Below are 25,531 nucleotides of genomic sequence, written 5' to 3'. Positions count from 1 at the left end.
GTTCGCGGTAGCCGGAAAATGCTCCCTGGGCGGCAGTTCCGCGCGGCTAGGGTGCGGGGATGAGCCGCGCGCGGATCGTGGACGGGGTGATCGCCGCCGGCGTGGCGGTGGCGTTGCTGAGCGCCGGGCTGTCCGCGGACCACCCGCCGTCCCCGCTGGGTTACGCCGCATTGGTCGCGGGCGGGCTGGCCCTGTTCCCGCGCCGCCGGGCGCCGGTCGCCGTGTTGGTGGCGACCGCGGTGTGCGCACTCGTCTACCAAGCTGCCGGGTTCGAAGTGCCGGTCGTGGCCTACCTCTTCGCCGTCTACGCGGCGGTTCGCGCGGGGCACCGCGTCGCCGCGGTGGTGGCGTCGGTGGCCATGCTGGGCGCGGTGCCGCTGACGCTCCTGGCTTCGGGCCTGCACGACGCGGGCCAGGCCTTCACGCAGTCGCGCGACGTCCTCCAGCTGGCGTGGCTGATCGCGGCGGGCGCGGCCGGGGAGGCGCTGCGCCAGGCCGAGCGCCGCGCCGACGAAGCCGAACGCACCCGCGAGGAGACCGCGCGGCGGCGGGCCGACGAAGAACGCTTGCACATCGCGCGGGAGCTGCACGACTCGCTCACCCACCAGATCTCGGTCATCAAGGTGCAGGCCGAAGTCGCCGTCCACCTGGCGCACAAGCGCGGCGAGGACGTGCCGGAGCCGCTGCTGGCGATCCGGGACGCCGGTCGTGAAGCCGCGCGGGAACTTCGCGCGACCCTCGAAGCGTTGCGCGACGACGACAAGAACCCGCCGCGCGGCCTCGACGACGTCCCGGAACTCGTGCGCCAGGCACGGACCGCGGGTCTCGACGCGCGGCTCACCATCGAAGGTGGCGGCGCCGGGGTGCCGGCCGCGGTGGGCCGGACCGCCTACCGGATCGTCCAGGAGGCGCTGACCAACGTCGCCCGGCACGCCGCCGCGGCCACCGCGTCGGTCCGGATCGACCACCGGCCCGGCGCGCTCGTCGTCCGCGTCGACGACGACGGCCGCGCCACCGCGGGTGCCGCACCGGAACCGGGCGTCGGCCTGCTCGGGATGCGCGAACGCGTCACCGCGCTCGGCGGACGGCTCGAAGCCGCTCCGCGCACTGAAGGCGGCTTCCGCGTCGAGGCCGAACTGCCCGTGGACCACCCGGCGTGATCCGCGTCCTGCTGGCCGACGACCAGCCCCTCATCCGCAGCGGCTTCCGCGCGCTCCTGGACGCCGAGGACGGCGTCGAGGTGGTCGCCGAGGCCGCCGACGGCCGCGAAGCCGTGGCGCTGGCGAGGGAACACCTGCCGGACATCGTGCTCCTCGACGTCCGGATGCCGGACGTCGACGGCCTCGAAGCGACCCGGCGCATCGCGGCCGACCCCGCGCTGGCCGCGGTGCACGTCGTCATCCTGACCAACTACGGCCTGGACGAGTACGTCTTCGAAGCCCTGCGCGCCGGCGCGGCCGGGTTCCTCGTCAAGGACATCCGGCCGGAGGACTTCCTGCACGCCGTCCGCGTCGCCGCCCGGGGTGACGCCCTGCTCGCGCCGTCGATCACCCGCAAGCTGATCGACCGGTACGTCACCCAGCCGCCCGCACCCGGGAAGGGCCTCGCGGAGCTGACCAACCGCGAGCGCGAGGCCGTGGCCCTGGTCGCGCGGGGCCTGTCCAACGACGAGATCGCCGCGCGGATGGTGATCAGCCCGCTGACCGCGAAGACGCACGTCAACCGGGCCATGGCGAAGCTGCGCGCCCGCGACCGGGCGCAGCTGGTGGTGTTCGCCTACGAGTCCGGGCTGGTGCGGCAGCGACGGAGCTCTTGACCTGGAGCGCGCTCCAAGCCCTAGCGTCGGAGGCATGATCACCCGAACCACGCTCGGCTCGCCCGGTCTCACCGTCAGCGCGATGGGACTGGGGTGCATGGGCATGAGCGAAAGCTACGGCGCCGCCGACTGGGACGGCGGCCTCGCCACCATCGACCGGGCCCTGGAGCTGGGCGTCACCTTCCTGGACACCGCCGACGCCTACGGCACCGGGCACAACGAGGTGCTGGTGGGCCGGGCCGTCCACGGCCGCCGTGACCGGGTGCAGCTGGCCACCAAGTTCGGCATCGACCGCAGCGCCGGCGACCGGGCCCGCCGCATCCGCGGGGCCCGGGACTACGTGCTGCGCGCCTGCGACGCCTCGCTGCTGCGGCTGGGCGTCGACGTGATCGACCTGTACTACGCCCACCGCCCGCCCCAGGACGTCGAGATCGAGGAGACCGTCGGGGCGATGGCCGAGCTGGTCCAGGCGGGCAAGGTCCGCCACCTCGGCCTCTCCGAGGTCGACGGCGAGCTGCTGCGCCGGGCGCACGCGGTGCACCCGATCGCCGCGGTGCAGAGCGAGTACTCGCTGTGGACCCGCGACGTCGAGGCGGTCACGCCGGTGCTGGCCGAGCTGGGGGTCGGGTTGGTGCCGTACGCGCCGCTGGGGCGGGGGTTCCTGACCGGCACCCTGGACCGCGCCGCACTGGGCGAGAAGGACTTCCGGCGCACCAACCCGCGCTTCGCGGGCGAGGCGGGCGAGGCCAACGAGAAGATCGCGCGGACCGTGCGCGAGGTGGCCGAGCGGCTGGGTGCCACCCCGGCCCAGGTGGCGCTGGCCTGGGTGTACGCCCAGGCCGAACGGCTCGGCGTCGCGGTGGCGGCCATTCCGGGCACCCGCAGCCCGGCCCGGCTGGCGCAGAACGCGGCCGCGCTGGAGCTCACCCTGGACGCCGAGGCGCTGGCCGCGCTGGACCCGCTGGGCGACCAGGTGACGGGCGAGCGCTACCTCCCCGTGCACACCGCCGAGGTCGGCGGACCTCAGGCGGGGCGGCCGGCGCCCGCGTAGTCGTCGCCCTTCGAGTGGTACGTGTGGATCTGGATGGCCTGGCCCTCGGTCGGCGCGTTGATCATCAGGCCGTTGCCCAGGTACAGGCCCACGTGGTGGATGCGCGTCGCCGGGCTGCCGTAGAACACGAGGTCGCCGAGGCGGGGCTCTTCCGAGGCCGGCACCGGCGGGAGCGCGCGGAACTGGCTGTCGGCCGTCCGCGGCAGGGCCACGCCCGCGCTGTCGTAGGACGCCTTCGTCAGGCCGGAGCAGTCGAAGCCCGCCGCGCCCGCGTCCGGGCCGTTGCCGCCCCAGACGTAGGGGAGGCCCAGCTGGCCGAGCGCGAAGCGGGTCGCCTTGACCCGCGGGGAACTCGCCGACGCCGGGTCCAGCGACAGCGTCGCGTACAGCTGGGCCATGCCGAGGACCCGCTGGCGGAACAGCTCGGAGTCACTGCCCGGGTGGTAGGCCGCGATCGCCTTCCACCAGCCGGTGCCGGCACCGAGGTCCGTGCCGCCCGCGCAGAGCGCCCGCCCGGCCGCGGTCGCCGCGTCGTCGCCGTACTTCTTCGCTTGCGCCGCGGACAACCCGAGCGGGTTGCCGCCGCCGCGGCCGTGGTCGGACGCCGCCGAGCCCACCCCCGCGAGGGTGACCCACGAGAGGTGGCAGGACGGGTCTTCCTTCCGCAGCGCCAGCTCGCCGTTGGCGTAGCCGATCAGGGCGTTCGCGGGGATGTCGAGGGGGCCGGCCAGTTGCTCGGCCCACTGCTGCAGCGGGCTCTTACCGCCCTGGCCGGACGCGCCCTGGCCGGGCTCCTGCGCCTTCACGGGCGCGCTGACCTCGAGGACCGACGGGCCCGAAGCCACGTCACGGGCCACGGGCAGCGGGGCGGGCGCGGGTTCCGGCGAGCGGTCGGCCAGCAGCCAGCCCGCCGTCGCCAGCCCCGCGACGAGCGGCAGGGCGACCAGGCCGCGCAGGGCCGCCCCACGGGCCCAGGAACTCGGCTTCGTCGTCACGGGGTCCAACTTAGAAGAGCGCACCTCTAAGTGAACGACTGAGTAGCTTGCACGTTAGGGGGACTCCCATATGGTGGGCACATGGCTGAGATCGACGTCGTCCGGTTGCGGGGCGCGCTGCAGGATCGGTACGCGAAGATCGACGTCGTCGAGCGCACCGGCTCCACCAACGCTGACCTGCGGAAAGCCCTCGAAGAAGGCGCTACCGACCGGACCGTCCTGCTCGCCGAAGAGCAGACCGCGGGCGTCGGCCGCCGGGCTCGCCCGTGGAGTTCGCCGAAGGGCGCCGGGCTGTACCTGAGCGTCGCCCTCCGGCCCGGCGTGCCGTTCGCCGCCCTCGGCTCGCTCTCCGTCGTCGCCGGGCTCGCCGTCCGCGCGGCCGCCGCCTCCGTCGGGGTCGACGCCGGGCTGAAGTGGCCGAACGACGTCCTCGTCGGCGGCGCCAAGTGCGCCGGGATCCTCGCCGAAGCCGTCGCCGGCGCCGAGCCGTCGATCGTGCTCGGCATCGGCCTCAACGTCCTCCCGCTCGGCGACGTCACGCCGGGGCCCGGCGGCCTGCCCGCGACCTCGCTCGCCGAGCAGGGCGCCACCACCACCGACCGCACCGACGTCGCCGTCGCGCTGCTCACCGAGCTCGCCGACCTCGAACAGCGCTGGCGGCTGGCCGGCGGCGACCTCACCGAAGCCGGGCTCCTCGGCGACTACCGCGCCCACTGCACGACCCTCGGGCAGGACGTCGAGGTCCAGCTGCCGGACGGGACGTCGCTGACCGGGCGCGCGGCCGACATCGACGCCGCCGGGCAGCTGCAGGTCGACATGGCGGGCGGGCAGCGGCACACCGTGTTCGCGGGTGACGTGGTGCACGTCCGCCCGGCCTGATTTCTCGGGGCGTTGCACTCACCGGCCGAGCGTCTCGCCGGTACGGTGAAGCGACACCGCCGCACCGACCTTGGGAGCGTCCGCCGTGGCTTATCCGGACGATTTGCTCAGCGAGCAAGAGCACGTCGTGGTGCACAGTCACCCGCACTTCAAGATGCTGATCTTCCCGACGCTCGCGTTCCTGGTCACCCTGGGCGCGGGCATCTGGCTCGCGATCCTCGCGAAGGACGCCGGCTCGCCGTGGAACACCGTCGGGCTGATCGCCATCGCGGTCGTCGCGCTCGTGCTGATCGTGTGGCTGTTCCTGGCCCCGCTGGTGCGCTGGCGGACCACCCACTTCATCGTGACGACCGACCGCCTCATCGCCCGCGAGGGCGTGCTCAAGCGCACCGGCATCGACATCCCGATGGGCCGCATCAACAGCGTCCAGTTCGAGCACGGCCTGCTGGACCGGGTGTTCGGCTGCGGCACGCTGATCATCGAGTCCGCGTCGGACGAGCCGCTGCGGTTCGAGGACATCCCGCACGTGGAGAAGGTGCACACGGTGATCTACCGCGAGGTCAACGACAACCCGTACGACGACTACCGCCCGGGCACCCAGCAGCAGACCACGCCGCTGCCGCCCCAGGGTGGCGGGCACCCGCCGCGCGGCGAGCGACGCCGCTGATGGGCACGCGCGAACTGGGCCTGCCGGAGCGGTCGCCCGCGGCGGGCGAGCTGCCGGAGCGGGTCACGATCTGGGAAGTCGGCCCGCGGGACGGCCTGCAGAACGAGAAGGCGATCGTCCCGGTCGAGGTCAAGCTGGAGTTCCTCGACCGGCTCGCCGGTGCCGGGCTGACCACGCTGGAGGCGACCAGCTTCGTGCACCCCAAGTGGGTGCCGCAGCTCGCCGACGCCGAGCAGCTGCTGGCCGGGCTCGACCGCCGCGAAGGCGTCCGGTACCCGGTGCTGGTGCCGAACGAAAAGGGCCTCAACCGGGCCCTGGACGCCGGTGTCGAGCACATCGCCATCTTCGCCAGCGCGACGGAGACGTTCGCGCGCAAGAACCTGAACTCCTCGCTGGACGAGCAGTTCGCGATGTTCGAGCCGGTCGTCACGCGGGCCAGGGCAGCCGGCGTGGACGTGCGCGGGTACCTCTCGATGTGCTTCGGCGACCCGTGGGAGGGCGTCGTGCCGGCGAAGCAGGTCGCCGACGCCGGGCGCCGCCTGCTGGACATGGGGTGCTCGCAGCTGTCGCTGGGCGACACGATCGGCGTCGCGACCGCCGGTCAGGTCGAAAACCTCATCGGGCTGTTCGGCGATGTCGGTACTTTGGCCGTGCACTTCCACGACACCTACGGTCAGGCTCTCGCGAACACGCTGGCGGCGCTCCGATGTGGAGTGTCGACTGTGGACTCTTCGGCGGGCGGGCTGGGCGGCTGCCCGTACGCCGAGTCGGCGACCGGGAACCTGGCCACCGAAGACCTCGTGTGGCTGCTCGACGGCCTCGGGGTCGAAACCGGGGTCGACCTCGACGTGCTGGTGGCGGCCAGTTCCTGGATGGCGGGACAGCTCGGCCGCCCGAGCCCGTCCCGCGTGGTCAACGCGCTGAGCTGACGCGGACCACGGTGCACGACCGAGCCGGAGGATGTGGGTGACGGAGCCTTCCGAGGCGGGCGAGGACGACCTCGACACGGGGCCGGTGCGACTGCCCGGCGGGGACGAGGACGCCCCGACGCCGCCTTCGGGCAGCCCGGCCGCGTGGCCGCACGCCGTGTCGCCGCTGCTGCCGCCGTTCCCGCTGCCGCCGGCCCCGCCGATGCCCGCGGCCCCGCCGCCCCCGGTTTCGCCGGCGCCGATCGCGCCCGCGCCGTTGCCGCCGCTGGGCTCGCCGCGCACCGAGCGGGAAAGCGTTGTCGCGCTGTTCCTGGTGCACATGTTCCCGATCGGGCACCTGCCGGTCGCCATGGACCGGCCGGCGCGGCAGCTGCCCCTGCCCGACGACCCGGACGGCTTCGGCCCGAACGACCACCCGGACGCCCGGCTGATCTTCGACGACCAGGCGCTCACCAACGTCACGGCGGGCTTCCGCCGGTCACCGACCGCGCCGTCGCGGCCGGTGCCGCGGCACCTGACCGAGGGGTATGTGCCGTACGCCCACGCGACGCAGGCGGTGTGGATCCGCCGGTTCGTCGTCGGGCACAGCGAACTCGGGCCCGAATACGCGTGGCCGCCGGGCGAGGACTACCCGGAGGGCGGCGTCGACCACGGCGAGCCGGTGATGGTCCCGATGAACACCGTCCTCGACCGCTTCGGACCGGCGTACGGGCGCGTGTTCTTCGCCGACGGCACGCCGTTCGCGGAACGCTCGCTGCCGCCGGGGATGCTGGACGCCGAGTACCGCCGGTACGTCGTCGTGCGCGCGGTGCCGATGTGGCGGGCGGAGACGGCGAACTGGTTCGGACAGGTCGGCGGGGGTACCCGGTACCGTGCGCTGCTGGCCGCGGACGAGCTCGTGACCCTCGGCTACCTCGCCGAGGCCAAGGGGGAAGACGATTGATGAACACCCAGTCGATCCAGCGCTGGCTAGGCGTGCTGGGCGTACCGCCGGAGGTCGTTTCGCTCGGCGCCGAGGTCGACAACGCCTGGTGCCTGATGCAGGGCGAGGACGAGGCGTGGGAGGTGTTCTGGCGGGAGCAGGGCAACCGCTACGACTGGGCGCGGTTCACCAGTGAACAGGTGGCGTGCCACTACCTCTTCGGCCGGCTGGCCTGGGCCCAGGTGGCGCGCGGCGCGGTCGGCCTGCTCCCGGGTTCCTAACGCTTGAGGATGCGCAGGGCCTCGTCGTGCAGGAGGCCGTTGGTCGACAGTGCGCTGCCGTTGTCGTAGCGCCCGACGCCGTCGAGGTCGCTGAACCGCCCGCCCGCCTCGGTGACGATCACCTGCGCCGCGGCGACGTCCCACGGGTTCACGACGCATTCCGCGGCGACGTCCAGCGCGCCCTCCGCGACCAGCATGTGCGACCAGAAGTCGCCGAACGCGCGGGACTCCCAGCACGCGTTCACCAGGTCGAGGTACTTCTCGCGCGAGTGGTACTCGACCCACGAGTTCAAGTCCGTTGTGGACAGATAAGCGTCCGAAAGGGACGAAACGCCGGAAGCCGACAGCCGGCGGGTCCCCGCGGAATCCGACGAGAACGCCCCGGAACCGGTGGCCGCCCACCAGCGGCGGCCCAGCAGGGGCGCGCTGATCAGGCCGACCACCGGGTCGCCGTCCTCGACGAGCGCGATCAGCGTCGCCCAGACGGGTACGCCGCGGAGGAAGTTCTTGGTCCCGTCGATCGGGTCGAGCACCCACGCGCGGCCGGTCGCCGCGGAGCCGCCGCGCTCCTCGCCGAGCACCGCGTCGGCGGGGCGTTCCGCCGCCAGCAGCGCGCGGATCGCGTCCTCGACCGCGGTGTCGGCGTCGGTCACCGGGGTGCGGTCGGGTTTGCGTGACACCGCCAGGTCCAGGGCGCGGAACCGCGCCGTCGTGATCGCGTCGGCGGCGTCAGCCAGCCGGGTGGCGAGGGCCAGATCATCTCCGTAGCCAGGCACGGTCACGATGGTTTCACGTCCCCGCGCCGTAGAGTTGAGCAGGTGAGCATGGTCCTACTTGCCGAAGACGATCCGGCCATCGCCGAACCGCTCTCCCGCGCCCTCGAACGCGAGGGATACGAGATCCACGTCGTCACCGACGGCCCTTCGGTCCTCGACGCCACCGCCGCCCAGCGCGTCGACCTGCTCGTGCTGGACCTCGGCCTGCCCGGGATGGACGGCTTGGAGGTGTGCCGCAGACTGCGCGCCAACGGCACCGAGCTGCCCGTCCTGATGCTCACCGCCCGCACCGACGAGGTCGACTTCGTCGTCGGCCTGGACGCGGGGGCCGACGACTACGTCGCGAAGCCGTTCCGGCTCGCCGAGCTGCTGGCCCGGATCCGCGCGCTGCTGCGCCGCCGGGTGCCCGAAGTGCTCGAAGCGGGCGGGGTGCGGATGGACGTCGGCGCCCGGCTCGTCACCGTCGACCTGCACGAGGTGCAGCTGGCGAACAAGGAGTTCGAGCTGCTGCGCGTGCTGATGAGCCGCGCCGGGCAGGTCGTCAGCCGCGACGAGATCCTCGCCGAGGTCTGGAACGACCTCGAGTCGAAGACGTCCAAGACCCTCGACATGCACATGTCCTGGCTGCGGCGGAAGCTCGCCATCGCCGCCGACGAAGCCGCGGGCCGCACCAGCAAGGCCCACGACGGCGAACGGCGGATCGCGACCGTCCGCGGCGTCGGCTTCCGGTTCAACGCCGAATAAGCCGTGCGCCGCCGCATCCTGCTGGCCATCCTGCTCGCGGTCGCCGTCACCGCGGCGGTCCTCGGCATCCCGCTGGGCATCGTGGCGAGCTGGCAGATCGAGTCGAGCTACCGCGAGACGCTCGCCGAGAACGCCCGCGCGGCGGCGGCGATCCTCGACACCGAGATCGCCAACGGCCAGGAGATCGACCTCGACCAGGTGCGCGCCGCGGTCCCGGCCAACGGGCTGCTGACCGTGCGGGCCAGCGGGCAGATCGAGAAGCGCTACGGCAGCGACCCGGGCAGCGACACCGTCACCGAGACGGCCGACCTCGCGCGCGACGGCAAGGTGGAGATCGCCGTCCCCGCCGGGCCGATGCACGAGCGGCAGACGACGGTGACGCTCGTCGTCGTCCTGCTGGTGCTGCTGTCGATCGGGACCGGCGCGGTGGTGGCGATCGCGACGGCGCGGCGGCTCGCGAAGCCGCTTCGGCACGTCGCCGAGCGCGCGGCCCGGCTCGGCGGCGGCGACTTCCGGCCCGACCCGAGCCGCTACGGCGTCGGCGAGCTCGACATGGTCGCCGAGGCGCTGGACGCGTCCGGCACCGCGCTCGCCCAGCTCGTGCAACGCGAACGGCAGCTCGTCGGCGACGTCTCGCACCAGCTGCGCAGCCGGCTGACGGCGTTGCAGCTGCGGCTGGAACCGCTCACCGTGCACCCGGACGAAGAGGTGGCCGACGAGTCGAAGGCCGCCCAGGAGCAGGCCGACCGGCTCGCGGAGGCGCTGGACGAGCTGCTGGCGGCGGCGCGCGCGGCGCGTGAGGTCGGCGCGGAACCGGTGGACCTGCCCACGCAGCTGCCCGAAATGGCGCAGGAGTGGCGAGAACTGCTTCGCGCGGAGGGCCGCAACCTCCGGACCCGCGTGGCCGACGGGCTGATGGCGCGCGCCACGCCCGGCCGGCTGCGCGAAGTCATCGGGGTCCTGCTCGACAACGCGCTGCGCCACGGCTCGGGCACGGTCACGCTGGCCGCCCGCCGCGGCGACGCCGAAGGCACGGTGGTGATCGAGGTGAGCGACACCGGCTCCGGCGTCCCCGACGAACTCGCCCCGCACATCTTCGAACGCGGTTTCTCCGGCGGCGGCTCCACCGGCGTCGGCCTGGCGCTGGCCCGGGCGCTGGTCGAGGCCGACGGCGGGCGGCTGGAGCTGTCCAACCGCCGCCCGGCCGTCTTCAGCCTCTTCCTCAAGGTGCCGCGGCCCAGCGACGTCCCGGAAGTCCGCTGGCCCGCCGAACGCGTTCCGCGCTAGATCAGCCCTTCACGCAACGCGTAGGCGACGGCGTGCGACCGGTTGCGCAGCTGGAACCGGTTGGTCACGTCGTGCAGGATGCTCTTCACCGTGCGCTGCGAGTAGCACAGCTGGTCGGCGATCTCCTGCGTCGAATACCCCGCCGCGACGAGCCGGAGCACCTCCGTCTCCCGGTTGCTCATCCCGCCCATGTGCAGCCCCCGCGGCTGGAGAACCTGGCGCTGCAGGCGGGAAACCCGGTTGAGCAGCCTGCCGAGCAGGTCCGGCGGAAGCGCGCCCTCGCCCGCCGCGGCCGCCTTGATCAGCCGGACGAGCACCTCCGGCCCGGCGTCGGCGCGGCGGGCGACCGCGCAGACGCCGTGTTCGACGGCGTTGAGGATCTCGTTGTCGTCGACTTCGCCCGCGATCAGCACGATGCGGGTGAAGCCCTGGTGGTGCAACGCGGACAGCAGCTGGGTCATCGTCTCGTCGAGCCGGTCGGCGACCAGCAGCGCGACGACGCCGGGGCCGGCCGGGTCGCCGTCGACCACGCGGACTTCGTCACGCGAACGCAGCGCCACGCAGACGCCGTTGTGCAGGATCGGATCGGTGGCGCGGACCACCACCGGAGTCCGGTCGGATTCGAACATCGTCACCCATTCCCCTCGAACGGTGCGAAGGGGGTTCATCCCCCACGTCACCACAGTGCCCGCAGAGGTGTCCCGGGCGCATGGGACCGGCGTCCCGATGTTGCCCGGGAGGCTGCCCGTCAGGACCGGCCGAGGCCCGCGTCCCTGGCCCGGACGATCGCGCCGGCGCGGTCGGTGACGTGCAGCTTGGCGAAGACGTTCGAGATGTGGTTGCGGACGGTCTTGGGGCTCAGGCACAGCGTGTTCGCGATGACGCTGTTGCTGTGCCCGGCCGCGATCAGCTCCAGCACTTCGCGTTCGCGCGTGGTCAGTTCCGGGAACACCGGCTCGCTGGCCGGCGCGGGCTGGTTGAAGAAGCCGAGCACGCGGTTGGCGATGTCCGGCCCGAAGATGGCTTCGCGCCGGGCGACCGCCTGCACCGCGCGGATGATCTCGTCCGGCTCGGCGTCCTTGAGCAGGTAGCCGCGGGCACCGGCGCGCATCGCCGCGAAGACCGACTCGCTTTCGTCGGCCATCGTCAGCATCAGCACGCCGGTGCCCGGGTTGGCCGTCACGATGTGCCGGGCCGCCTGGATCCCGGAGAGGTCGGGCAGGTGCAGGTCCATGACGACGACGTCCGGCCGCAGCGCGGCGGCGGCGTCGACCGCGTTCGCGCCGCTGGCGGCTTCGCCGACGACCTCGATCCCGGGTTCGTTCCCCAGCAGGGTCACCACGCCGAAGCGGAACAGGGGGTGGTCGTCCACGACCAGGACGCGCAGACCCATCCCGTCACCTCCCCGCCGTCACCCCCCGTAATGGTAGGCGAACGCGGCCGCGTTCTCACGTGCCCATTCCGCGAAGTTCAGCGGGGGCCTGCCGAGCACGCGTTCCACGGTGCCGAAAACGACGTGTTCGCGCTCGGCGGACTCCCGCTTCAGCGCGAAGAAACCGTCGACGGCATCGGCGGGCCAGCCGTACTTGCGCATCATGCGCTCACTGGCGGCGCTTTGCGGTTCTGCCACGAATTCGATCGGGCGACCGAGAACATCGGAAAGGATCGCGACCTGTTCCGCGGTGGTGAGGGCTTCACCGCCGGTGAGTTCGTAGGTCGCGCCCTCGTGGTCCGCCGTCGTGAGGGCGAGGGTCGCGACCGCGGCGATGTCCCGCACGTGGATCAGCGCGGACGCCGGGTCGCCTTCGGGGACGTACACGGCGTTCTCCTCGCGGATCGAGTCGCGCCAGGCGAACCGGTTGTCCATGAAGGCGCCGGGCCGCAGGATCGTCCAGGCGGGCCCGGCTTCGCGGATCGCTTGCTCGGCTTCGGCGTGGGCGCGCGTGATCGGGTCCGTCTGTCCGAAGTGGACACCGGTGGTGGACAGCTTGACGAGGTGGGTGGCGCCGGCGCGCGCGGCCGCCCGGGCGACGGCCGCTTCCCGGTCGGCGCTGTGCCCCTGGGTCAGCACGAACACGCGGTCCGAGCCGTCGAGCAGCGCGGGCAGGTCCGCGGTGTCCAGGTCGCCCTGGACGACTTCGGCGCGCGGGTCGATCCGGGCCTTCGCCGGGTCGCGGGTCAGGGCGCGGACGGCGGCGCCGGCGTCGAGGAGGGCGGGGACGAGGGCGCGGCCGACCTTGCCGGTGGCGCCGAGGACGAAGATCATCGTGGTTCTCCTAGCGGTGGAGGGGGACGTGGGGGAGCGCGAACGCCGTGACGAGGGCGAGCGCGAGCACGGGCAGCAGGGCGAGGAAAACGCCGTGGGCGCCCGCGTTGTAGGCGAAGCCGAGCGCGACCGGCCCGAGGGCCGAGCCGAGCGCGCGGGCGAGGTTGACCGCGGCGGCGACCGCGCCGCGATCACCGGCCGGCGCGGTGTTCTGCGTGGCCAGCGCGAGCACCTGGAGGTTGAGGCCCGCGGCGAGACCGAAGACGACCAGGCAGGCGAGGACTACCGGAAGGCCGTGCAGCGTGGTCAAGCCGAGCACCGCGAGCAGGCCGAGCGCCATGCTGAGCCGCGGCGCCCACCGGTAGGCACCGGTGCGGGCGATGATCTTGCTCGAGACGACGGACGACAGCGCGACGGCGAGCGTCATCGGCACGAGCAGCAGGCCGCCTTCCGCGGGACCGGCGTCGGCCTGCAGGTAGCCCGCGATGTAGTTGACCGAGCCGAGGAAGGAGAACCCGGCGAGCACGCTGAGCACCACGGACACGGTGAACGTGCGGTCCCGGAACAGCCTGAGCGGCAGCACGGGCGCCTCGGCCCGGCGTTCGGCCACCACGAACGCGGTGGCGGCGATGGCCCCGAGTGCGACCGACCACGGCGTGAGCAGGGTGAACCCGGTGATCGCCACGCCGAGGAGGACGACGCCGGTGAAGTCGAACGGCGCGTCCTTCCGCCGTCGCGGCAGTTCGAGGGTGGAGAGGCAAGCCGCGGCGACGAGACCGAGCGGCAGGTTGACGAGGAAGATCGACCGCCAGCCGGCGAGCCCGGTCAGGAAGCCGCCCGCGACCGGCCCGGCCAGGGAAGCGACGGCGAAGCAGATCGAGAACCACCCGAAGTACTTCGCGCCTTCGCGGGGCGAGAACATCTCGCCGAGCGAAGCGCCTACGGAAACGAAGAGCCCACCCGACCCGGCGCCCTGCAGCACCCGGCTGGCGATGAGCAACGCGGCCGACGACGCCAGCCCGCAGGCGAGCGAACCGGCCACGAAGAGGGCGAGCGCGCCCAGGAGCACGCGTTTGCGGCCGTGGACGTCACCGAGCTTCCCGTAGAGCGGAGCGGTGACGCTGCCGGCGAGCAGGTAGGCGGTGGTGACCCAGGCGTAGGCGCCGGTCCCGCCGAATTCGGCGGAAATCCGGGGCAGCGCGGTGGCGACGGCCTGTGCGTCGAGCATCGCGAGGAAAACGGACAGGAACAGACCCGTGAGAGCCGTTTTTCGGGCGCGCTGAGGCGCGATGGTGTGCAAGAGAAGTCCTTGTTCGTCAGAAGGGACGAGAGATGCGGACGCGCGGGAAAACGCGTCCCGTCGAGCCGGGAAAAGGGTCCATCGTCACCCGCGGTGCGGGTGCGACCTCTTCGCGCTCGGAAACCACCTCGAATCGTCCCGCTCGCCCGGCCGAACCCGGACGGCGTCCTCACGAAGGAACACTGACGAGGATGACTGTAGACAACTACATGTCAGAAGACAAGTACTTCAGCGGATCCGGGTGACGTCGCTGTCCCGCCGCCGCTCGCCCAGCTCGTCCGGGAACACCCACTTCTTGAAGCCCCAGAACCGGAAGAACATCGCGAGCAGCATGCCGATGATCGACCCGCTCGCGAAGTCCGCGACCTCCTGCACCAGCCGTGTGACGTGCGGCATCTCCAGGTGGAGCACGTACCTCGACACGTACAGCGGGATCAGGTTGACCACGACCGCGATCCCGCTGATCACGAAGAACAGCGCCGCCTCGTGGTGGCGTTCGCGGCCGCCGCGGGTGCGGAAGGACCACTCGCGGTTGAGGATGTACGACACGATCGTCGCGACGATGATCGCGATCGCCTTCGCCGTGGTCGGTTTCGGCTCCAGCACCGTCAGCTTGAGGACGTACCAGACCCCGTTGTCGACCAGGAACGTCGTGCCGCCCACGATCGCGAACTTCAGCAGCTCCCGGTGCTTGATCAGCACCGAACGCAGTGGTTCCGGCGTGCGCTTGAGCACGGTTTCCACAACGGTCACACCACGCAGTCTAGGAGCACATCGCGATGACCTGTGGTTCAGGCGGCTTTCCGGTCCTGAATGTCCGGATCCTCCGCGACCACGGCGAGCCGCGCGTCCTCGTCCGGGAACACCCACTTCTTGAACGCCCACCAGCGGAACGCCGTCCCCAGCAGCGTCCCGATGACGATGCCGCTGACGAAGTCGGCCACCTCGACGCCGACCGGCGACAGCCGCGGGACCTGCAGGTCCAGCACGTACCGCGAGAACCACTGCGGCAGCGCGTTCAGGCCCAGCGCGACGCCGCTGAACAGGAAGAACAACGCCGCTTCGTGCGCCCGCTCGCGGCCGCCGCGGGTGCGGAACGACCATTCGCGGTTGGCGACGTAGGAAAAGATCGTCGCGACCAGGACGCCGAGGATCAGCGCCGTCACCGGGTGGGTCCGCAGCACGGTGAACTTCAGGCCGTAGTCGACGGACATCGTGATCACGAAGCTGATCCCGCCGACGACGGCGAAGCGGAGGAGCTCGCGATGCCTTTTCAGCAGCTCGCGCACCGCGCGGACGCTACCCCGTGAGCCAGCCGAAGCCCTTCTCGGGGGTGACGGTCGGCTGCTTCGGGCCCGGGTTCTTGCCCGGTCGCGGCGGCGCGCTGGACGTGGTCGTCGACGCCGGGGGCTCGCTCGTCGGCTCGGTCTCGGTCGTCGTCGGCGGGGTCGACGAGGGCTTCGACGGCGCCGGCTTGGACGGCTTCGTCGGGGTGGTCGTCGCCGACGACGACGGCGGGGTGGACGTCGGCAGCGGGTCCTTGCCGCACCAGTGGTGCCAGCAGCCGAAGTCGACGGTCACCGGCGGTGCGGACGCCTTGCCGAGCGTCGCGGTGATCGTCACGCGCCCGTCGTCGGGACGGCCCTTCAGCCGCACCCACAGGTTGACGTGCTGGCCGGGGGCCAGCGCGCTGCTCGTGGTGCAGGTCGCGCCCGCGCCGGAGGACGTGCAGGGGAAGCCGCGCAGGCTCCACCACTGCCAGAGCGGGTGGTCGAAGGTGACCGTGACCGGCTTGGTCGTCTCGCCGGTGTTGCGGACGCGCACGTAGACCAGCGGGTTGCGGGTCCACGGGAACGCCGACAGCCCGTCGCCTTGCGCTTCCAGGACCACCGCATCCGGCGGCTGCTTCACCGTGACCTTGACGCTCACCTTGACGTTGACCTGCACGCCCGCGGTGACCGACCCGGTGACCGTGCCGCCCTCGGCGTCGTCGTCGGCCTTGAGCCGGAAGTTCAGCGTGGCGCTCTGGCCGGGCTCGAGGCCGCTGCCGGTCTTGCAGGTGACCGTGCCGTCACCGCCGGGGCAGTTCACCGTGATCGGGGCGCTGCCCTGCGCGAACGCCATCGGCGCGCCGCCGCCTGCCGCGTCGACCGCGTGCACGCCCGGGGGCAGGTTCAGCGTGGCGGACACCGGCTCGGACACGCTGCCGCCGTCGTTGCGGACGGTGATCGGCAGGTTCGCGGTGGAGCCGGGGCTCAGCTCGACGCCGCCCGGCGGGGTCGTCGCGGACACCGATGGCGGGGCCGGTGCGGGCGGGGCCGGGGGTGCCGGCGGTGCGGGGGGCACGACGGGCGCCGGTGCGGGCTGGACCGCGGGCGCCTGGGGCGGTGCGGGGGGCTGCGGGGGTGCCGGGGGAGCCGGTGGCTGCGGTTTCGGCGCGGGCGGCTGGGCGGGCTGGGCGGCCGGCGGCGGCACGGCGGCCGCGACCGGGACCTCCTGAGCCCCGCCGCCCGCGGTGAGCGCGATCACGACGGCCGCGACGACCGCGGCGCCCGAGGCGGCCACCCCGGCGAACTGGCGGGGCCCGGCCGCGGCGGCTCCGGCCGCCGCGCCTGCCTTGCCCCCGGCGGCCGCACCCGCGGCGGCGGCCGCGCCGGCGGTCGCCGCCGTGGCCGCGCTCGCCTTCGCGGCGCCGATGGTGGCGAGGTACCCGAGGGCCGCGCCGCCCAGGACGATCGGGGCGATGATCGCGCGCAGCCCGCCGTTGACGTCGGCGAGCTCGGCGGCCAGCGCCCGGCAGTTCTCGCACTCGTCGAGGTGGTTCTCGACCTGGCTGCGTTCGCGCTTGGACAGCCCGTCGCGCGTCCAGGCACCCAGCCGGTCGGCGCAGGCGCGGCAGCGTTCCTCGGCGTTCTCCTGCAGGTGGACCTGCAGGTACGCCTGCCGGAGACCTTCGCGGGCGCGGTAGGCGAGTGCCGAAACGCCGTTCGCGGTCAGCCCGAGCAGGGGCGCGACCTCGGCCGGGCTCTGCTGCTCGATTTCGGTGTGCCAGAGCACGGCCTGCCAGCGCTCGGGCAGCCGCGCGAACGCCTTCGCGGCCATCGTCCGTTCGAGCCCGGCGACGGCGGTGTCGGAGAACGGGACGGTCAGCGCCTCGGCCGCGGCCCCGCCGACCTCGCTCATGTCCTCGTTGAGGTCGACGCGGCGTTCCTTGCGGGTGCGGTCGTACGCCGTGTGACGAAGAGCGGTCAGCAGGTACGCCCGGAAGGCGGTGTCCGGGCCCTTGCCGCCACGCAGCGTGTCGAGCACCTTGGCGAACGCTTCGGACACGAGATCGTCCGCCTCGGAGCTCGAGCGAGCCAGCTGGCGGGCCAGGTTGTGGGCCGCCCCGGTGTGCCGTTCGTAAAGTGCCCCGTACGAGGCGATCTGTCCCGAGCGGACTTCCGCGATCAGCTCGGCGTCACTCTTTCCGCTGAGATCGGCGGGAACGGTGGACACGGCACTCCTCGGTCGGTTAAAGCCAGGACCTGCCATTACAGGCGGATCCGGGACGCGAGACAAGTGTGACTGACCCACCCTGAGTCGTCACGCGGTGGTAGGGGTGTTGACTCCGACGGCGCAGCGAAATCACCCACTCCTGGGTCACGGCGTGGAAAAGCTTCTTAACAAAACTCGCGAGTACGCGTCACGGGATCCGGTGGGGCACGTCCTCACCGTGAAGCACCGATCAAGATCGACACGCACCGGACGAAAGGGATGGGGGGCCAGTGGACGTTCCGGCTACGCGCTCCGGCCCCGGTGACGTCCCACCTCAGGCCCAGGCCGAGCGCGATCGCTCCCTGCGCGCGCTGCGCGCCCGCTGGCGCACGGCCAGCCTGGCCGCGGGCTGGCGGTTCCCCAGCGACTGGGCGCTGCCCGAGGTCGACGCCGTCTGCGCGGCCGTGATGGCCAAGGGCCGGGCCGAAGCCGCGGAGACCGCGCTCGCCGGGCTGGCCAGGGCACGGGCGGCGGCCGGCGCGGGGCTCGCGGAAACCCTCGCCGACCTGGCCGCGCTGCACGCCGTCCTCGACCACGGCGGCGACGGCTTCGTCCTGCCGGACGTCGACGCCACCCCGGCGCGGCTGCTCCGGACCACCGCGCTGGCCTGGGCCGACGTCGCCACCGACCAGCTCGTGCACACCGAGGTCACCGATCCGCTGACCGGCCTGCCCTCGGCCGCGTACCTGCGCACCCGGCTCTACGAGGTCTATCGGGCCGCCGCCGCGCGGGAGCGGCCCGCCGCCGAGGAGCACGTGCTCCTGGTTGTCTCGCTCGACCTCAGCGCCGTGGCCGGGTTCCCCCGGCTGACCGGGATGATCCTGGTCGCGGACGCGCTGCGGGCGGTGTTCGACAGCGGGCAGAGCGTCGCTTCGCTCGGGCCGTCCGTCGTCGCCGCGCTGGTCCCGAAGGACGACCGGGTCGGTTCGCACGGCGTCGCGCTGCGGCGGGCGCTGAACGAGCGGCTGTCGGTGGACGCGCAGCTGGCGGAGGCGGGCAAGCCCCGCGTGTCCGCGGTGCGGCTGCCGACCACCCACGAACTCGCGTGCGACCTGCTCACCCAGCTCGCGCGCGCGTAGAACGCCCGAAAAGTCCGCTTCCGCCCGGACCTCGCTGACCCGGATCGGGCCGGTCATGATTTCCTGGTGCGGTGACCAGGACCGTACCCTCCGACGTCGACGGCGAAGTCGTGGCCAGCTCCCAGCACCGGCTGGCGCTGCGGAAGTCACTCGCCCGCCTGTCCGTCCGCCCGCGGTCGATCCTGATCCTGTCGGTGATCCCGCTGGTCGCGATCGGGTACGGCATCTACGGCTGGCAGCACGACTGGGTGCTCGGCGTGGACAGCGCGGTGTACCGGGCGGGCGCGCTGACGCTGCTGCACGGCGACTCCCTCTACGACGCCAACACGCTGCCCAACGAGCCGTGGTGGGCGCTGCTGCCGTTCACCTACCCGCCGACGGCGGCGCTGATCTTCGTCCCGCTCGCGGCCTTCCCGACGCAGATCTCGTGGGGCCTGATCACCGCCGTCTCGCTGGGTGCGATGGCGCTGTCGATCCGGATCGCGATCGGCGCCCTGCCCCGCCCGGCCGCCGACGGCCCGCGCTGGTGGGCCTCGCCCGCCCGCTCGACCATCGTGTTCTTCCTGGTCTTCCTCGGTCTCGAGCCGGTGTGGCGGACGATCTTCCTCGGCCAGATCAACCTGATCCTGATGGCCATGATCCTGCTGGACATGCTGGTCATCGGCGCCCGTGGGAGCCGCTGGGGCGGCGTGCTGGTCGGCGTCGCGGCGGCGATCAAGCTGACGCCGCTGGTGTTCCTGGGGCACCTGTTCGTGACCGGCCGCCGGATGGACGCGATCCGCGGTTTCGCGACGTTCGTGCTGCTCCAGGGCCTGATGTTCCTCATCAACGCGCACGACGCGGCCAAGTACTGGACCGTCACCCTGCCCGACACCGGCCGGATCGGGCCGGTGCACTGGGCGGGCAACCAGTCGCTGAACGCGCTGATGAACCGGGCCACCGACCTCGCGCCGTGGGCGTCGAAGGCGGCGATGGGCATCGGCTTCCTGCTCGCGATCCCGGCGCTGTGGCTGCTCATGCGGTTCCACCGCAAGGGCCAGGCGCTGGCCGCGCTGCTGGTCACGGCGTTCTGGACGCTGCTGATCTCGCCGATCTCGTGGACCCACCACTGGGTGTGGGTCATCCCGCTGATCGTGCTGCTGGTCTCGCGGCTGCCGAAGACCACCCCGAAGACGGCGTGGAAGCGCTGGGTCGGGACCGGGCTGGTGGCCTTCGTGTTCGTCAGCTGCGTGCTGCTGATCCTGCCGAACGGACGCAACGTCGAGCTGCACTGGAAGGTGTGGCAGAACGTGCTGGGGGACGCCTACATCCTGATGCCGGTCGTGCTGGCCTTCGCGCTGATCCTGCGCTGGGGGCTGCAGCGGCGGGCGCGGAAGAAGGCGGCCGCTGATGTCGACGTCCCGGCCGGGGTCTGAGGCGCGCGCCGGCCGCTTCGCCGCCGGCGGGATCGCGCTGCTCGTACTGGCTTTCGGGGTGGTCGGCTGGCTGGCGGGCTGGCACCTGGGCGCGGACAGCGCCGTCTACCGCGCGGGGGCGCTGACGCTGCTGCACGGCGACCCGCTCTACACCCGCGACGTGCTGACCGCGCTGCCGGACTGGGTCCGGCTGCCGTTCACCTACACCCCGGCCGCGGCGCCGCTGTTCCTGCCGCTGGCGCTGGTGCCGTCCGGGCTGGTGTGGGGCGTGATCGCGTTTTTGTCGGTGGTCGGTCTTATGGTCGTCATCACGGTGGTTTCGTCGTCGCCGGGGGGCTCGCCGCTTCTGGGAAGAAGCTGGTGGGCGCTGCCGGCGGGAACGGCCATCGCGCTGGCGCTGGAACCGGTGTGGAAGACGCTGTTCCTGGGCCAGATCAACTTGATACTGATGGCGTTCGTGGTGCTGGACGTCCTGGTGCTGTCGGCGAGGGGCTCGCGCTGGGCGGGCGTGCTGATCGGCGTGGCGGCGGCGATCAAGCTGACCCCGCTGATCTTCGTGCCGCACCTGTTCTTCACGGGCCGGTGGAAGGACGGGCTGCGGGCACTGGGCACGTTCGTGGCGCTCGAAGCGGTGATGTTCGCGGTCATCCCGGCCGACGCGGCGCGGTTCTGGCGGGATTCGGCGACCGACCCGAGCCGGGTCGGGTCGGTGCACTGGATCTTCAACCAGTCGCTCAACGGGCTGGTCAACCGGGCTTCGGCGCTGGCGCCCTGGTCGCTGGCGGTGGCGGTCGGGGTGGCGGCGGTGCTGGCGGTGCCCGCGGTGTGGCTGGTGGTGCGGCTGCACCGGCGCGGTGAGGACGCGGCGGCGCTGCTGGTGACGGCGTTCTACGGGCTGCTGCTGTCGCCGGTGTCGTGGTCGCACCACTGGGTCTGGTGCGTGCCGTTGCTCACGGTGCTGGTGGTCAAGGCGCGGTGGTGGGCCGCGGCGGCGGTGGCGGCGCTGTTCGGCTCCCAGATCGTGATGCTGGTGCCCAACGGCGGCGACACGGAGTTCTCCTGGGGCCTGGGCTGGTCGGTCCTCGGCAACGTCTACGTGCTCGCGGCGGCGGCCGGGATCCTCGGGCTGGCGGCGCGTGAGCTACGCCTGGTCCGGCGGTCACCCCAGGTGGTCACAGTTTGACAATCCGGCCGAAAGCAGGCGGAACGGTCCGGCGCCGATCCACTGACCGCACTTTCCGCCGTGGCTGCCGGTCGGATTGTCAAAAATCGGCGCAGTAGGCTGACTGGCGCTATGGACAAAAACACCGGTCTGCCCGTCGTGGGCATGGTGGGCGGCGGGCAGCTGGCCCGGATGACCCACCAGGCGGCGATCTCCCTCGGCCAGTCCCTGCGCGTGCTCGCCGCGGGGGAGAACGAAGCCGCGGGTCTCGTCGCGGGCGACGTCACCCTCGGGCACCACACCGACCTCGACGCGCTGCGGAAGTTCGCGGCCTCGGTCGACGTGCTCACGTTCGACCACGAGCACGTGCCGGGCGAGCACCTGCTGACGCTGGCGATGGAGGGCCACGTCATCCGGCCGGCGCCGTCGGCGCTGGGCTTCGCGCAGAACAAGCTGGTGATGCGCGAGATGATGGCGGGCCTCGGCGTGCCGGGCCCGGCGTTCGCCGAAGTGTCCACAGTGGACGACGTGGTGGCGTTCGGCGGCGAGCACGGCTGGCCGGTCGTGCTCAAGGCGTCGAGCGGCGGGTACGACGGCCGCGGTGTCTGGATGCTGGACACCGCGCGGCACGCCCGCGAGACGGTGCCGGAGCTGCTCGAAGCGGGCACGGCGCTGCTGGTCGAGGAGAAGGTGGCGATGCGGCGGGAGCTGTCCGCGCTCGTCGCCCGCTCGCCCTTCGGCCAGGGTGCGGCGTACCCGGTGGTCGAGACGGTCCAGGAAGGCGGCATCAACACCGAGGTGCTGGCGCCGGCGCCGGGGCTGTCCGAGTCCCGGGTGCACGAGGCCCAGGACCTGGCGCTGCGGGTGGCGTCGACGCTGGACGTCACGGGCCTGCTGGCGGTGGAGCTGTTCGAGACCGACACCGGCCTGCTGGTCAACGAGCTGGCGATGCGCCCGCACAACTCCGGCCACTGGACGATGGACGGCTCGCGCACGTCGCAGTTCGAGCAGCACCTGCGCGCGGTCCTCGACTACCCGCTGGGCCGCACCGACCTGGTGGCGCCGGCGTGCGTGATGGCGAACGTGCTGGGCGCGGCGGAGCTGCCCGAAATGGGTCCGGACGAGCGGCTGCACCACCTGTTCGCGCGGTACCCGGAGGTCCGCGTGCACCTGTACGGCAAGCAGGAGCGCCCGGGGCGCAAGCTCGGGCACGTCAACTTCACCGGCGAGCGCATGGACGACCTGCGCAACCGCGCGCTGCTGTCGGCGCACTGGCTGTCCCACGCCGTCTGGCTCGACGGCTACGAGATCCACTGACGGGAGTGACGGGTATGGCGCCGCAGGTGGGCGTGATCATGGGCAGCGACTCGGACTGGCCGACCCTCGAGGCGGCCGGCGCGGCGCTGGACGAGTTCGGCGTCGAGTACGAGGTCGGCGTCTACTCGGCGCACCGGACGCCCCAGCGCATGCTGGACTACGCGACCTCGGCGGTGGCCCGCGGCATCCGCGTGATCATCGCGGGCGCGGGCGGCGCGGCCCACCTCCCGGGCATGGTCGCCTCGGCCACGGTCCTCCCGGTGATCGGCGTCCCGGTCCCGCTGAAGTACCTGGACGGCATGGACTCCCTCCTGTCGATCGTCCAGATGCCGGCGGGCGTCCCGGTGGCAACGGTCTCGGTGGGCGGCGCGCGCAACGCGGGCCTCCTGGCGGTCCGCATCCTGGCGGCGTCCGACGAGGGCCTGCGCGCGAAGATGGCGAAGTTCCAGCAGGACCTGGAGAAGCTGGTCCTCGACAAGGACGCGGCCCTGCGCGCGAAGACCGGCCACTGAGTTCGGCTACTGGCTCAGGTTCTGCTCGAAGAAGGGCAGCAGCGTCTCGTCGATCTGGGCGTTTTCGCTCAGCCGGGCCACGACGGGGCGGCCGCTCTGCGTAGTTCCGATGAGCTTGCCGCCGGTGCCGTTCTTGATCTGGACGTGCCCGACGGAGATCAGGAACTGGACGAACTTCTTGGCCAGCCGGACGTTGCGCTCGGACGCGCCGCGCTGCTCCAAGCCGAGGCGCTGGTGCCACGCGCCGTCCAGCAGGACGCGGCAGATCTTCTCGCAGATGTCGAAGTTCTGGTCCAGGCAGTACATGAAGTACGGGTTGACGGGGTCGGTGACGGCCCCGCGCCGCTTCAGGTAGCCCCGGAGCCTGGTCGCGTCGAGCACGTGGAGGTCTTTCCCGACCCTCAGCAGCGCCGTCGAGTCCTTGGTGAGGTTGGTGAAGTTCGCTCCGGTGCACACCAGCCCGGTGATCTCCGTGTCCAGCATCAGGAGGTTGGAGAAGTCGGCACCACTCACGTCGGCGTTCGTGAGCACGCACGCGTCGATCGCGGATTCCGAGAAGTTGGAGCCGGCCAGGTTCACTTCGGTGAACACGGTGTCGGTCATGATGCTGCTCGACGCGTTCAGGTTGCGCAGGTCGACGTCGTCGCCCGAACTGAAGTTGACACCGGTGAGCGTGCAGTTCGAGAGGTCGAAGCTGTCACCGATGAGGTCGCGCAGGCTGGCGGCGACGCCCTGGTTCTTGCGTTCGTTGTGCCGCTTCGCACCCCAGAGCAGGGTGAGCATCTGATCGATGCCCTTGTGCATCTTCCGCGACGGCCACAGGGCGGAGAGCTGCGTGTACGCCTCCTGCAGCTTCTCCTCCGGCATCGAGTTGACGAAGGTGATCATGGTGTCTGTCACCGGCACGGACTGCGGCTCCGGCTTGCCGTCGACGAGGCAGTCGATGAGGTAGCCGGCCAGCAGGAACTCGCGCAGGGAGTTGTGGGAGAACTGCCACTGCGCGGTGGACTTGTCGGTGCTCCTGGTGAGCGTGGTGGAGGACCGGAGGTCGTCGAAGAGGGAATCTTCCGCGTCGGTGACGCCTTCGATGCGTTTCCTCGTCATCTTCGACTCGAAAACCGTTCGGACGACTTCGCGGAAACTGGCTTCGTTGACGCTCTTCTGCTGGCTGATCGACGTGTGCAGGGCGAGTTTCTGGAGGAAGAGCAGCCGTTCCGTCGGGAACAGGGTCGCTGTCCGCGCCCAGTCGCGAAGCATGAGCTTGTTCACGATCAGGTTGTAGATGTCCCACTCGGACATCTTCCGCTCGAGGTCCTCGTTGTCGTCCTTCTTCAGTTCTTCGACGACGTCGAGGAGGTAGGTGATGATCACCGGCTTCCCGGATAGCGATACGTTCCGGTCCTCCTCGTTGCGGAAGACCTTCGACAGCAGCCCGGTGACCACTTCCGCGCCTTCGGGGTCGTCCTTCAGCCGCCTGCGGACCAGTTCGATGGTCTGCTCGTACGTCAGGTCCCGCAGGCTGCGTTCCACGCGGTTGAGCACGAACCGCTCCAGCAGCGAGTCGACTTCGCGCTCCTGCTCGACCACCGCGCGGTCCAGGACGTCCATCGGCCGGTGTGACCCGCTCAGCTTCTGGTAGAGGACCTCGAACACCCGCAGCTCTTCGGCTTCGGTGAAGTAGTTGGGGCGGCTCGTCAAGATCCCTTTCGCCCCGTTGCTCGCCAGGTCCGCGAGTGCCTCCAGGCACGCGCGCCGCTCGCGCACGTTCAGGTACTGGGCCATTTCGTCGTAGCCGTCCAGGAGGAGCACGACGCGACCGTTGGAGATCATGCTTTCGACGAAGGAAACCGGGAGGTGGGTCAGCTCGTTCCGGTCGAGGAAGTGGTGCAGCAGGCCGCGGGAGTCGAACTGCTTGGCGAAGTCGCGCAGCTCGATCCGGAAGGGCAGGCGCGGGCTGAGGCCCTGCTGGTACAGCTCGGCCCAGCGCTTCTGCAGCACCTCGGTCAACGCGGTCTTGCCGGTGCCGTACTCACCGACGATGATCAGCCAGGACCGGTCCTTGTCCTCGTCGTGCAGCCATTCGGTGAGGTGGCGCGTCGCCCACTGGTTCCCGTACTTGTCGTCGAAGTTGGGCTCTTCGTAGACCTCGTCGAGCGCCTGCAGGGTTTTGGCCTGACGCGAATCGCCCAGGATGTACGACAGATAGGGCTGAACCCGTTCGAAGTTCGCGAACAGCTCGTCGTAGGTGAAGGTGAGAATTCCTTCGGTGACGGCCCGTTCTTTGACACCCGGCGCGAATCCCGCCGGGGAAATGATCATCCGCTGCGCGCCGGGTTCGTTGCGGAACGGCGTCAGCTTGGCGAGGTACTCGTCGTACCTCAAGGCGTCGACCTGCTGGACCGTGGGCTCGATGTAGACGTTCTGCTCGCTGAAGCCGGAGAGCTGGGTCGCGACGAGCTCGACTTCGACACCGCCGCGTTCGACGGGTCCGCTGACGTCGTAGCCGTTGGTTTCGAAAAGCCAGCGCACTGCCGCGGGCAGGCTGATTGCCGTGAACTTCTGCTCCATGCGAATTCCCCCGGCCGGCGGACCAACG

At 71.7% G+C, this 25,531-nt stretch carries 25 protein-coding genes; 15 read left to right on the top strand and 10 right to left on the bottom strand.

The features are described from left to right. Positions 1–59: 59 nt before the first annotated feature. From EIY87_RS08920 to EIY87_RS08910, 3 genes are read left to right on the top strand one after another with little or no spacing between them, the layout of a single operon-like run. On the top strand, positions 60–1,160 hold the full coding sequence (locus EIY87_RS08920; RefSeq protein WP_125307182.1) for a sensor histidine kinase: 1,101 nt from the start codon (positions 60–62) through the stop codon (positions 1,158–1,160). Next, entirely contained in the window at positions 1,157–1,816 is a 660-nt protein-coding gene (locus EIY87_RS08915) for a response regulator (RefSeq protein ID WP_125307181.1), read from the top strand. Before EIY87_RS08920 ends, EIY87_RS08915 begins: the two co-directional genes overlap by 4 nt. A 34-nt stretch (positions 1,817–1,850) precedes the next feature. Continuing rightward, complete coding sequence (locus EIY87_RS08910) at positions 1,851–2,867, top strand: aldo/keto reductase (RefSeq protein WP_125307180.1); 1,017 nt, start codon at positions 1,851–1,853, stop codon at positions 2,865–2,867. Here EIY87_RS08910 and EIY87_RS08905 read toward each other — a convergent pair. Beyond that, positions 2,840–3,862 carry a C40 family peptidase gene (locus tag EIY87_RS08905; RefSeq protein ID WP_125307179.1) on the bottom strand — a complete coding sequence of 341 codons (1,023 nt, stop codon included), beginning with the start codon at positions 3,860–3,862 and terminating at the stop codon, positions 2,840–2,842. The two genes, EIY87_RS08910 and EIY87_RS08905, sit on opposite strands and share 28 nt — an antisense overlap. An 81-nt stretch (positions 3,863–3,943) precedes the next feature. Between EIY87_RS08905 and EIY87_RS08900 the strand changes: the two genes are divergently transcribed. The 5 genes from EIY87_RS08900 (at position 3,944) to EIY87_RS08880 (ending at position 7,540) form a co-directional block, all read left to right on the top strand. Then, positions 3,944–4,741, top strand: a complete 798-nt coding sequence (locus EIY87_RS08900) for a biotin--[acetyl-CoA-carboxylase] ligase (RefSeq protein WP_125307178.1) — start codon at positions 3,944–3,946, stop codon at positions 4,739–4,741. A gap of 85 nt (positions 4,742–4,826) precedes the next feature. Next, on the top strand, positions 4,827–5,408 hold the full coding sequence (locus EIY87_RS08895; RefSeq protein WP_125307177.1) for a PH domain-containing protein: 582 nt from the start codon (positions 4,827–4,829) through the stop codon (positions 5,406–5,408). Then, complete coding sequence (locus EIY87_RS08890) at positions 5,408–6,337, top strand: hydroxymethylglutaryl-CoA lyase (protein ID WP_125307176.1); 930 nt, start codon at positions 5,408–5,410, stop codon at positions 6,335–6,337. Before EIY87_RS08895 ends, EIY87_RS08890 begins: the two co-directional genes overlap by 1 nt. Before the next feature lie 37 nt (positions 6,338–6,374). Next, a complete protein-coding gene (locus tag EIY87_RS08885; RefSeq protein ID WP_125307175.1) occupies positions 6,375–7,280 on the top strand; it encodes a TNT domain-containing protein in 906 nt (301 codons plus the stop codon). Then, positions 7,280–7,540, top strand: a complete 261-nt coding sequence (locus tag EIY87_RS08880) for a hypothetical protein (protein WP_003105220.1) — start codon at positions 7,280–7,282, stop codon at positions 7,538–7,540. The genes EIY87_RS08885 and EIY87_RS08880 overlap by 1 nt, the downstream gene beginning before the upstream one ends. On the opposite strand, the gene hisN is transcribed toward EIY87_RS08880, so the two are convergent. Next, entirely contained in the window at positions 7,537–8,322 is a 786-nt protein-coding gene (gene hisN / locus EIY87_RS08875; RefSeq protein WP_125307174.1) for a histidinol-phosphatase, read from the bottom strand. The two genes, EIY87_RS08880 and hisN, sit on opposite strands and share 4 nt — an antisense overlap. Positions 8,323–8,364: 42 nt before the next feature. Between hisN and EIY87_RS08870 the strand changes: the two genes are divergently transcribed. Together EIY87_RS08870 and EIY87_RS08865 are read left to right on the top strand one after the other, a co-directional pair. Beyond that, positions 8,365–9,060 (top strand): response regulator transcription factor, encoded by a 696-nt coding sequence (locus tag EIY87_RS08870; RefSeq protein ID WP_086862134.1) that lies wholly within the window; start codon positions 8,365–8,367, stop codon positions 9,058–9,060. 3 nt (positions 9,061–9,063) lie between these two features. Further along, positions 9,064–10,347, top strand: a complete 1,284-nt coding sequence (locus tag EIY87_RS08865; protein WP_125307173.1) for an ATP-binding protein — start codon at positions 9,064–9,066, stop codon at positions 10,345–10,347. Here EIY87_RS08865 and EIY87_RS08860 read toward each other — a convergent pair. The 7 genes from EIY87_RS08860 to EIY87_RS08830 all read right to left on the bottom strand — a co-directional run bounded on the left by EIY87_RS08860 (position 10,344) and on the right by EIY87_RS08830 (position 17,411). Continuing rightward, a complete protein-coding gene (locus EIY87_RS08860) occupies positions 10,344–10,976 on the bottom strand; it encodes a response regulator transcription factor (protein ID WP_125307488.1) in 633 nt (210 codons plus the stop codon). The genes EIY87_RS08865 and EIY87_RS08860 overlap by 4 nt on opposite strands. A gap of 119 nt (positions 10,977–11,095) precedes the next feature. Continuing rightward, positions 11,096–11,740, bottom strand: a complete 645-nt coding sequence (locus EIY87_RS08855) for a response regulator (protein WP_125307172.1) — start codon at positions 11,738–11,740, stop codon at positions 11,096–11,098. A gap of 18 nt (positions 11,741–11,758) precedes the next feature. Beyond that, on the bottom strand, positions 11,759–12,613 hold the full coding sequence (locus EIY87_RS08850; RefSeq protein WP_125307171.1) for an NAD(P)H-binding protein: 855 nt from the start codon (positions 12,611–12,613) through the stop codon (positions 11,759–11,761). 10 nt (positions 12,614–12,623) lie between these two features. Next, positions 12,624–13,913: an MFS transporter gene (locus EIY87_RS08845; protein WP_125307170.1), complete on the bottom strand. Its 1,290-nt coding sequence runs from the start codon at positions 13,911–13,913 to the stop codon at positions 12,624–12,626. Positions 13,914–14,141: 228 nt separating this feature from the next. Further along, positions 14,142–14,666: a GtrA family protein gene (locus tag EIY87_RS08840; protein WP_169735049.1), complete on the bottom strand. Its 525-nt coding sequence runs from the start codon at positions 14,664–14,666 to the stop codon at positions 14,142–14,144. 38 nt (positions 14,667–14,704) lie between these two features. Continuing rightward, entirely contained in the window at positions 14,705–15,202 is a 498-nt protein-coding gene (locus EIY87_RS08835) for a GtrA family protein (RefSeq protein ID WP_125307169.1), read from the bottom strand. A 10-nt stretch (positions 15,203–15,212) separates the two neighbouring features. Beyond that, positions 15,213–17,411 carry a sigma-70 family RNA polymerase sigma factor gene (locus tag EIY87_RS08830; protein WP_125307168.1) on the bottom strand — a complete coding sequence of 733 codons (2,199 nt, stop codon included), beginning with the start codon at positions 17,409–17,411 and terminating at the stop codon, positions 15,213–15,215. Positions 17,412–17,680: 269 nt separating this feature from the next. Here EIY87_RS08830 and EIY87_RS08825 point away from each other — a divergent pair, with 269 nt between their 5' ends. The 5 genes from EIY87_RS08825 to purE all read left to right on the top strand — a co-directional run bounded on the left by EIY87_RS08825 (position 17,681) and on the right by purE (position 22,935). Then, entirely contained in the window at positions 17,681–18,529 is an 849-nt protein-coding gene (locus EIY87_RS08825) for a GGDEF domain-containing protein (protein WP_125307167.1), read from the top strand. A 71-nt stretch (positions 18,530–18,600) separates the two neighbouring features. Continuing rightward, complete coding sequence (locus EIY87_RS08820) at positions 18,601–19,944, top strand: glycosyltransferase 87 family protein (RefSeq protein ID WP_125307166.1); 1,344 nt, start codon at positions 18,601–18,603, stop codon at positions 19,942–19,944. Continuing rightward, positions 19,919–21,127, top strand: a complete 1,209-nt coding sequence (locus tag EIY87_RS08815) for a glycosyltransferase 87 family protein (protein WP_125307165.1) — start codon at positions 19,919–19,921, stop codon at positions 21,125–21,127. The genes EIY87_RS08820 and EIY87_RS08815 overlap by 26 nt, the downstream gene beginning before the upstream one ends. 111 nt (positions 21,128–21,238) lie before the next feature. Then, the gene (locus EIY87_RS08810) at positions 21,239–22,423 is read left to right on the top strand and encodes a 5-(carboxyamino)imidazole ribonucleotide synthase (RefSeq protein ID WP_125307164.1); all 1,185 of its coding nucleotides are present in this window, start codon (positions 21,239–21,241) and stop codon (positions 22,421–22,423) included. Positions 22,424–22,437: 14 nt separating this feature from the next. Further along, positions 22,438–22,935: a 5-(carboxyamino)imidazole ribonucleotide mutase gene (purE, locus tag EIY87_RS08805; protein ID WP_125307163.1), complete on the top strand. Its 498-nt coding sequence runs from the start codon at positions 22,438–22,440 to the stop codon at positions 22,933–22,935. A 6-nt stretch (positions 22,936–22,941) separates the two neighbouring features. Here purE and EIY87_RS08800 read toward each other — a convergent pair whose 3' ends face one another. Further along, the gene (locus EIY87_RS08800) at positions 22,942–25,503 is read right to left on the bottom strand and encodes a pentapeptide repeat-containing protein (RefSeq protein ID WP_125307162.1); all 2,562 of its coding nucleotides are present in this window, start codon (positions 25,501–25,503) and stop codon (positions 22,942–22,944) included. Between the last annotated feature and the right edge of the window lie 28 nt (positions 25,504–25,531).

The sequence above is a fragment of the Amycolatopsis eburnea genome (assembly GCF_003937945.1).
Classification (GTDB): Bacteria; Actinomycetota; Actinomycetes; order Mycobacteriales; family Pseudonocardiaceae; genus Amycolatopsis; species Amycolatopsis eburnea.
This window is presented reverse-complemented; position numbering and strand designations above follow the sequence as displayed.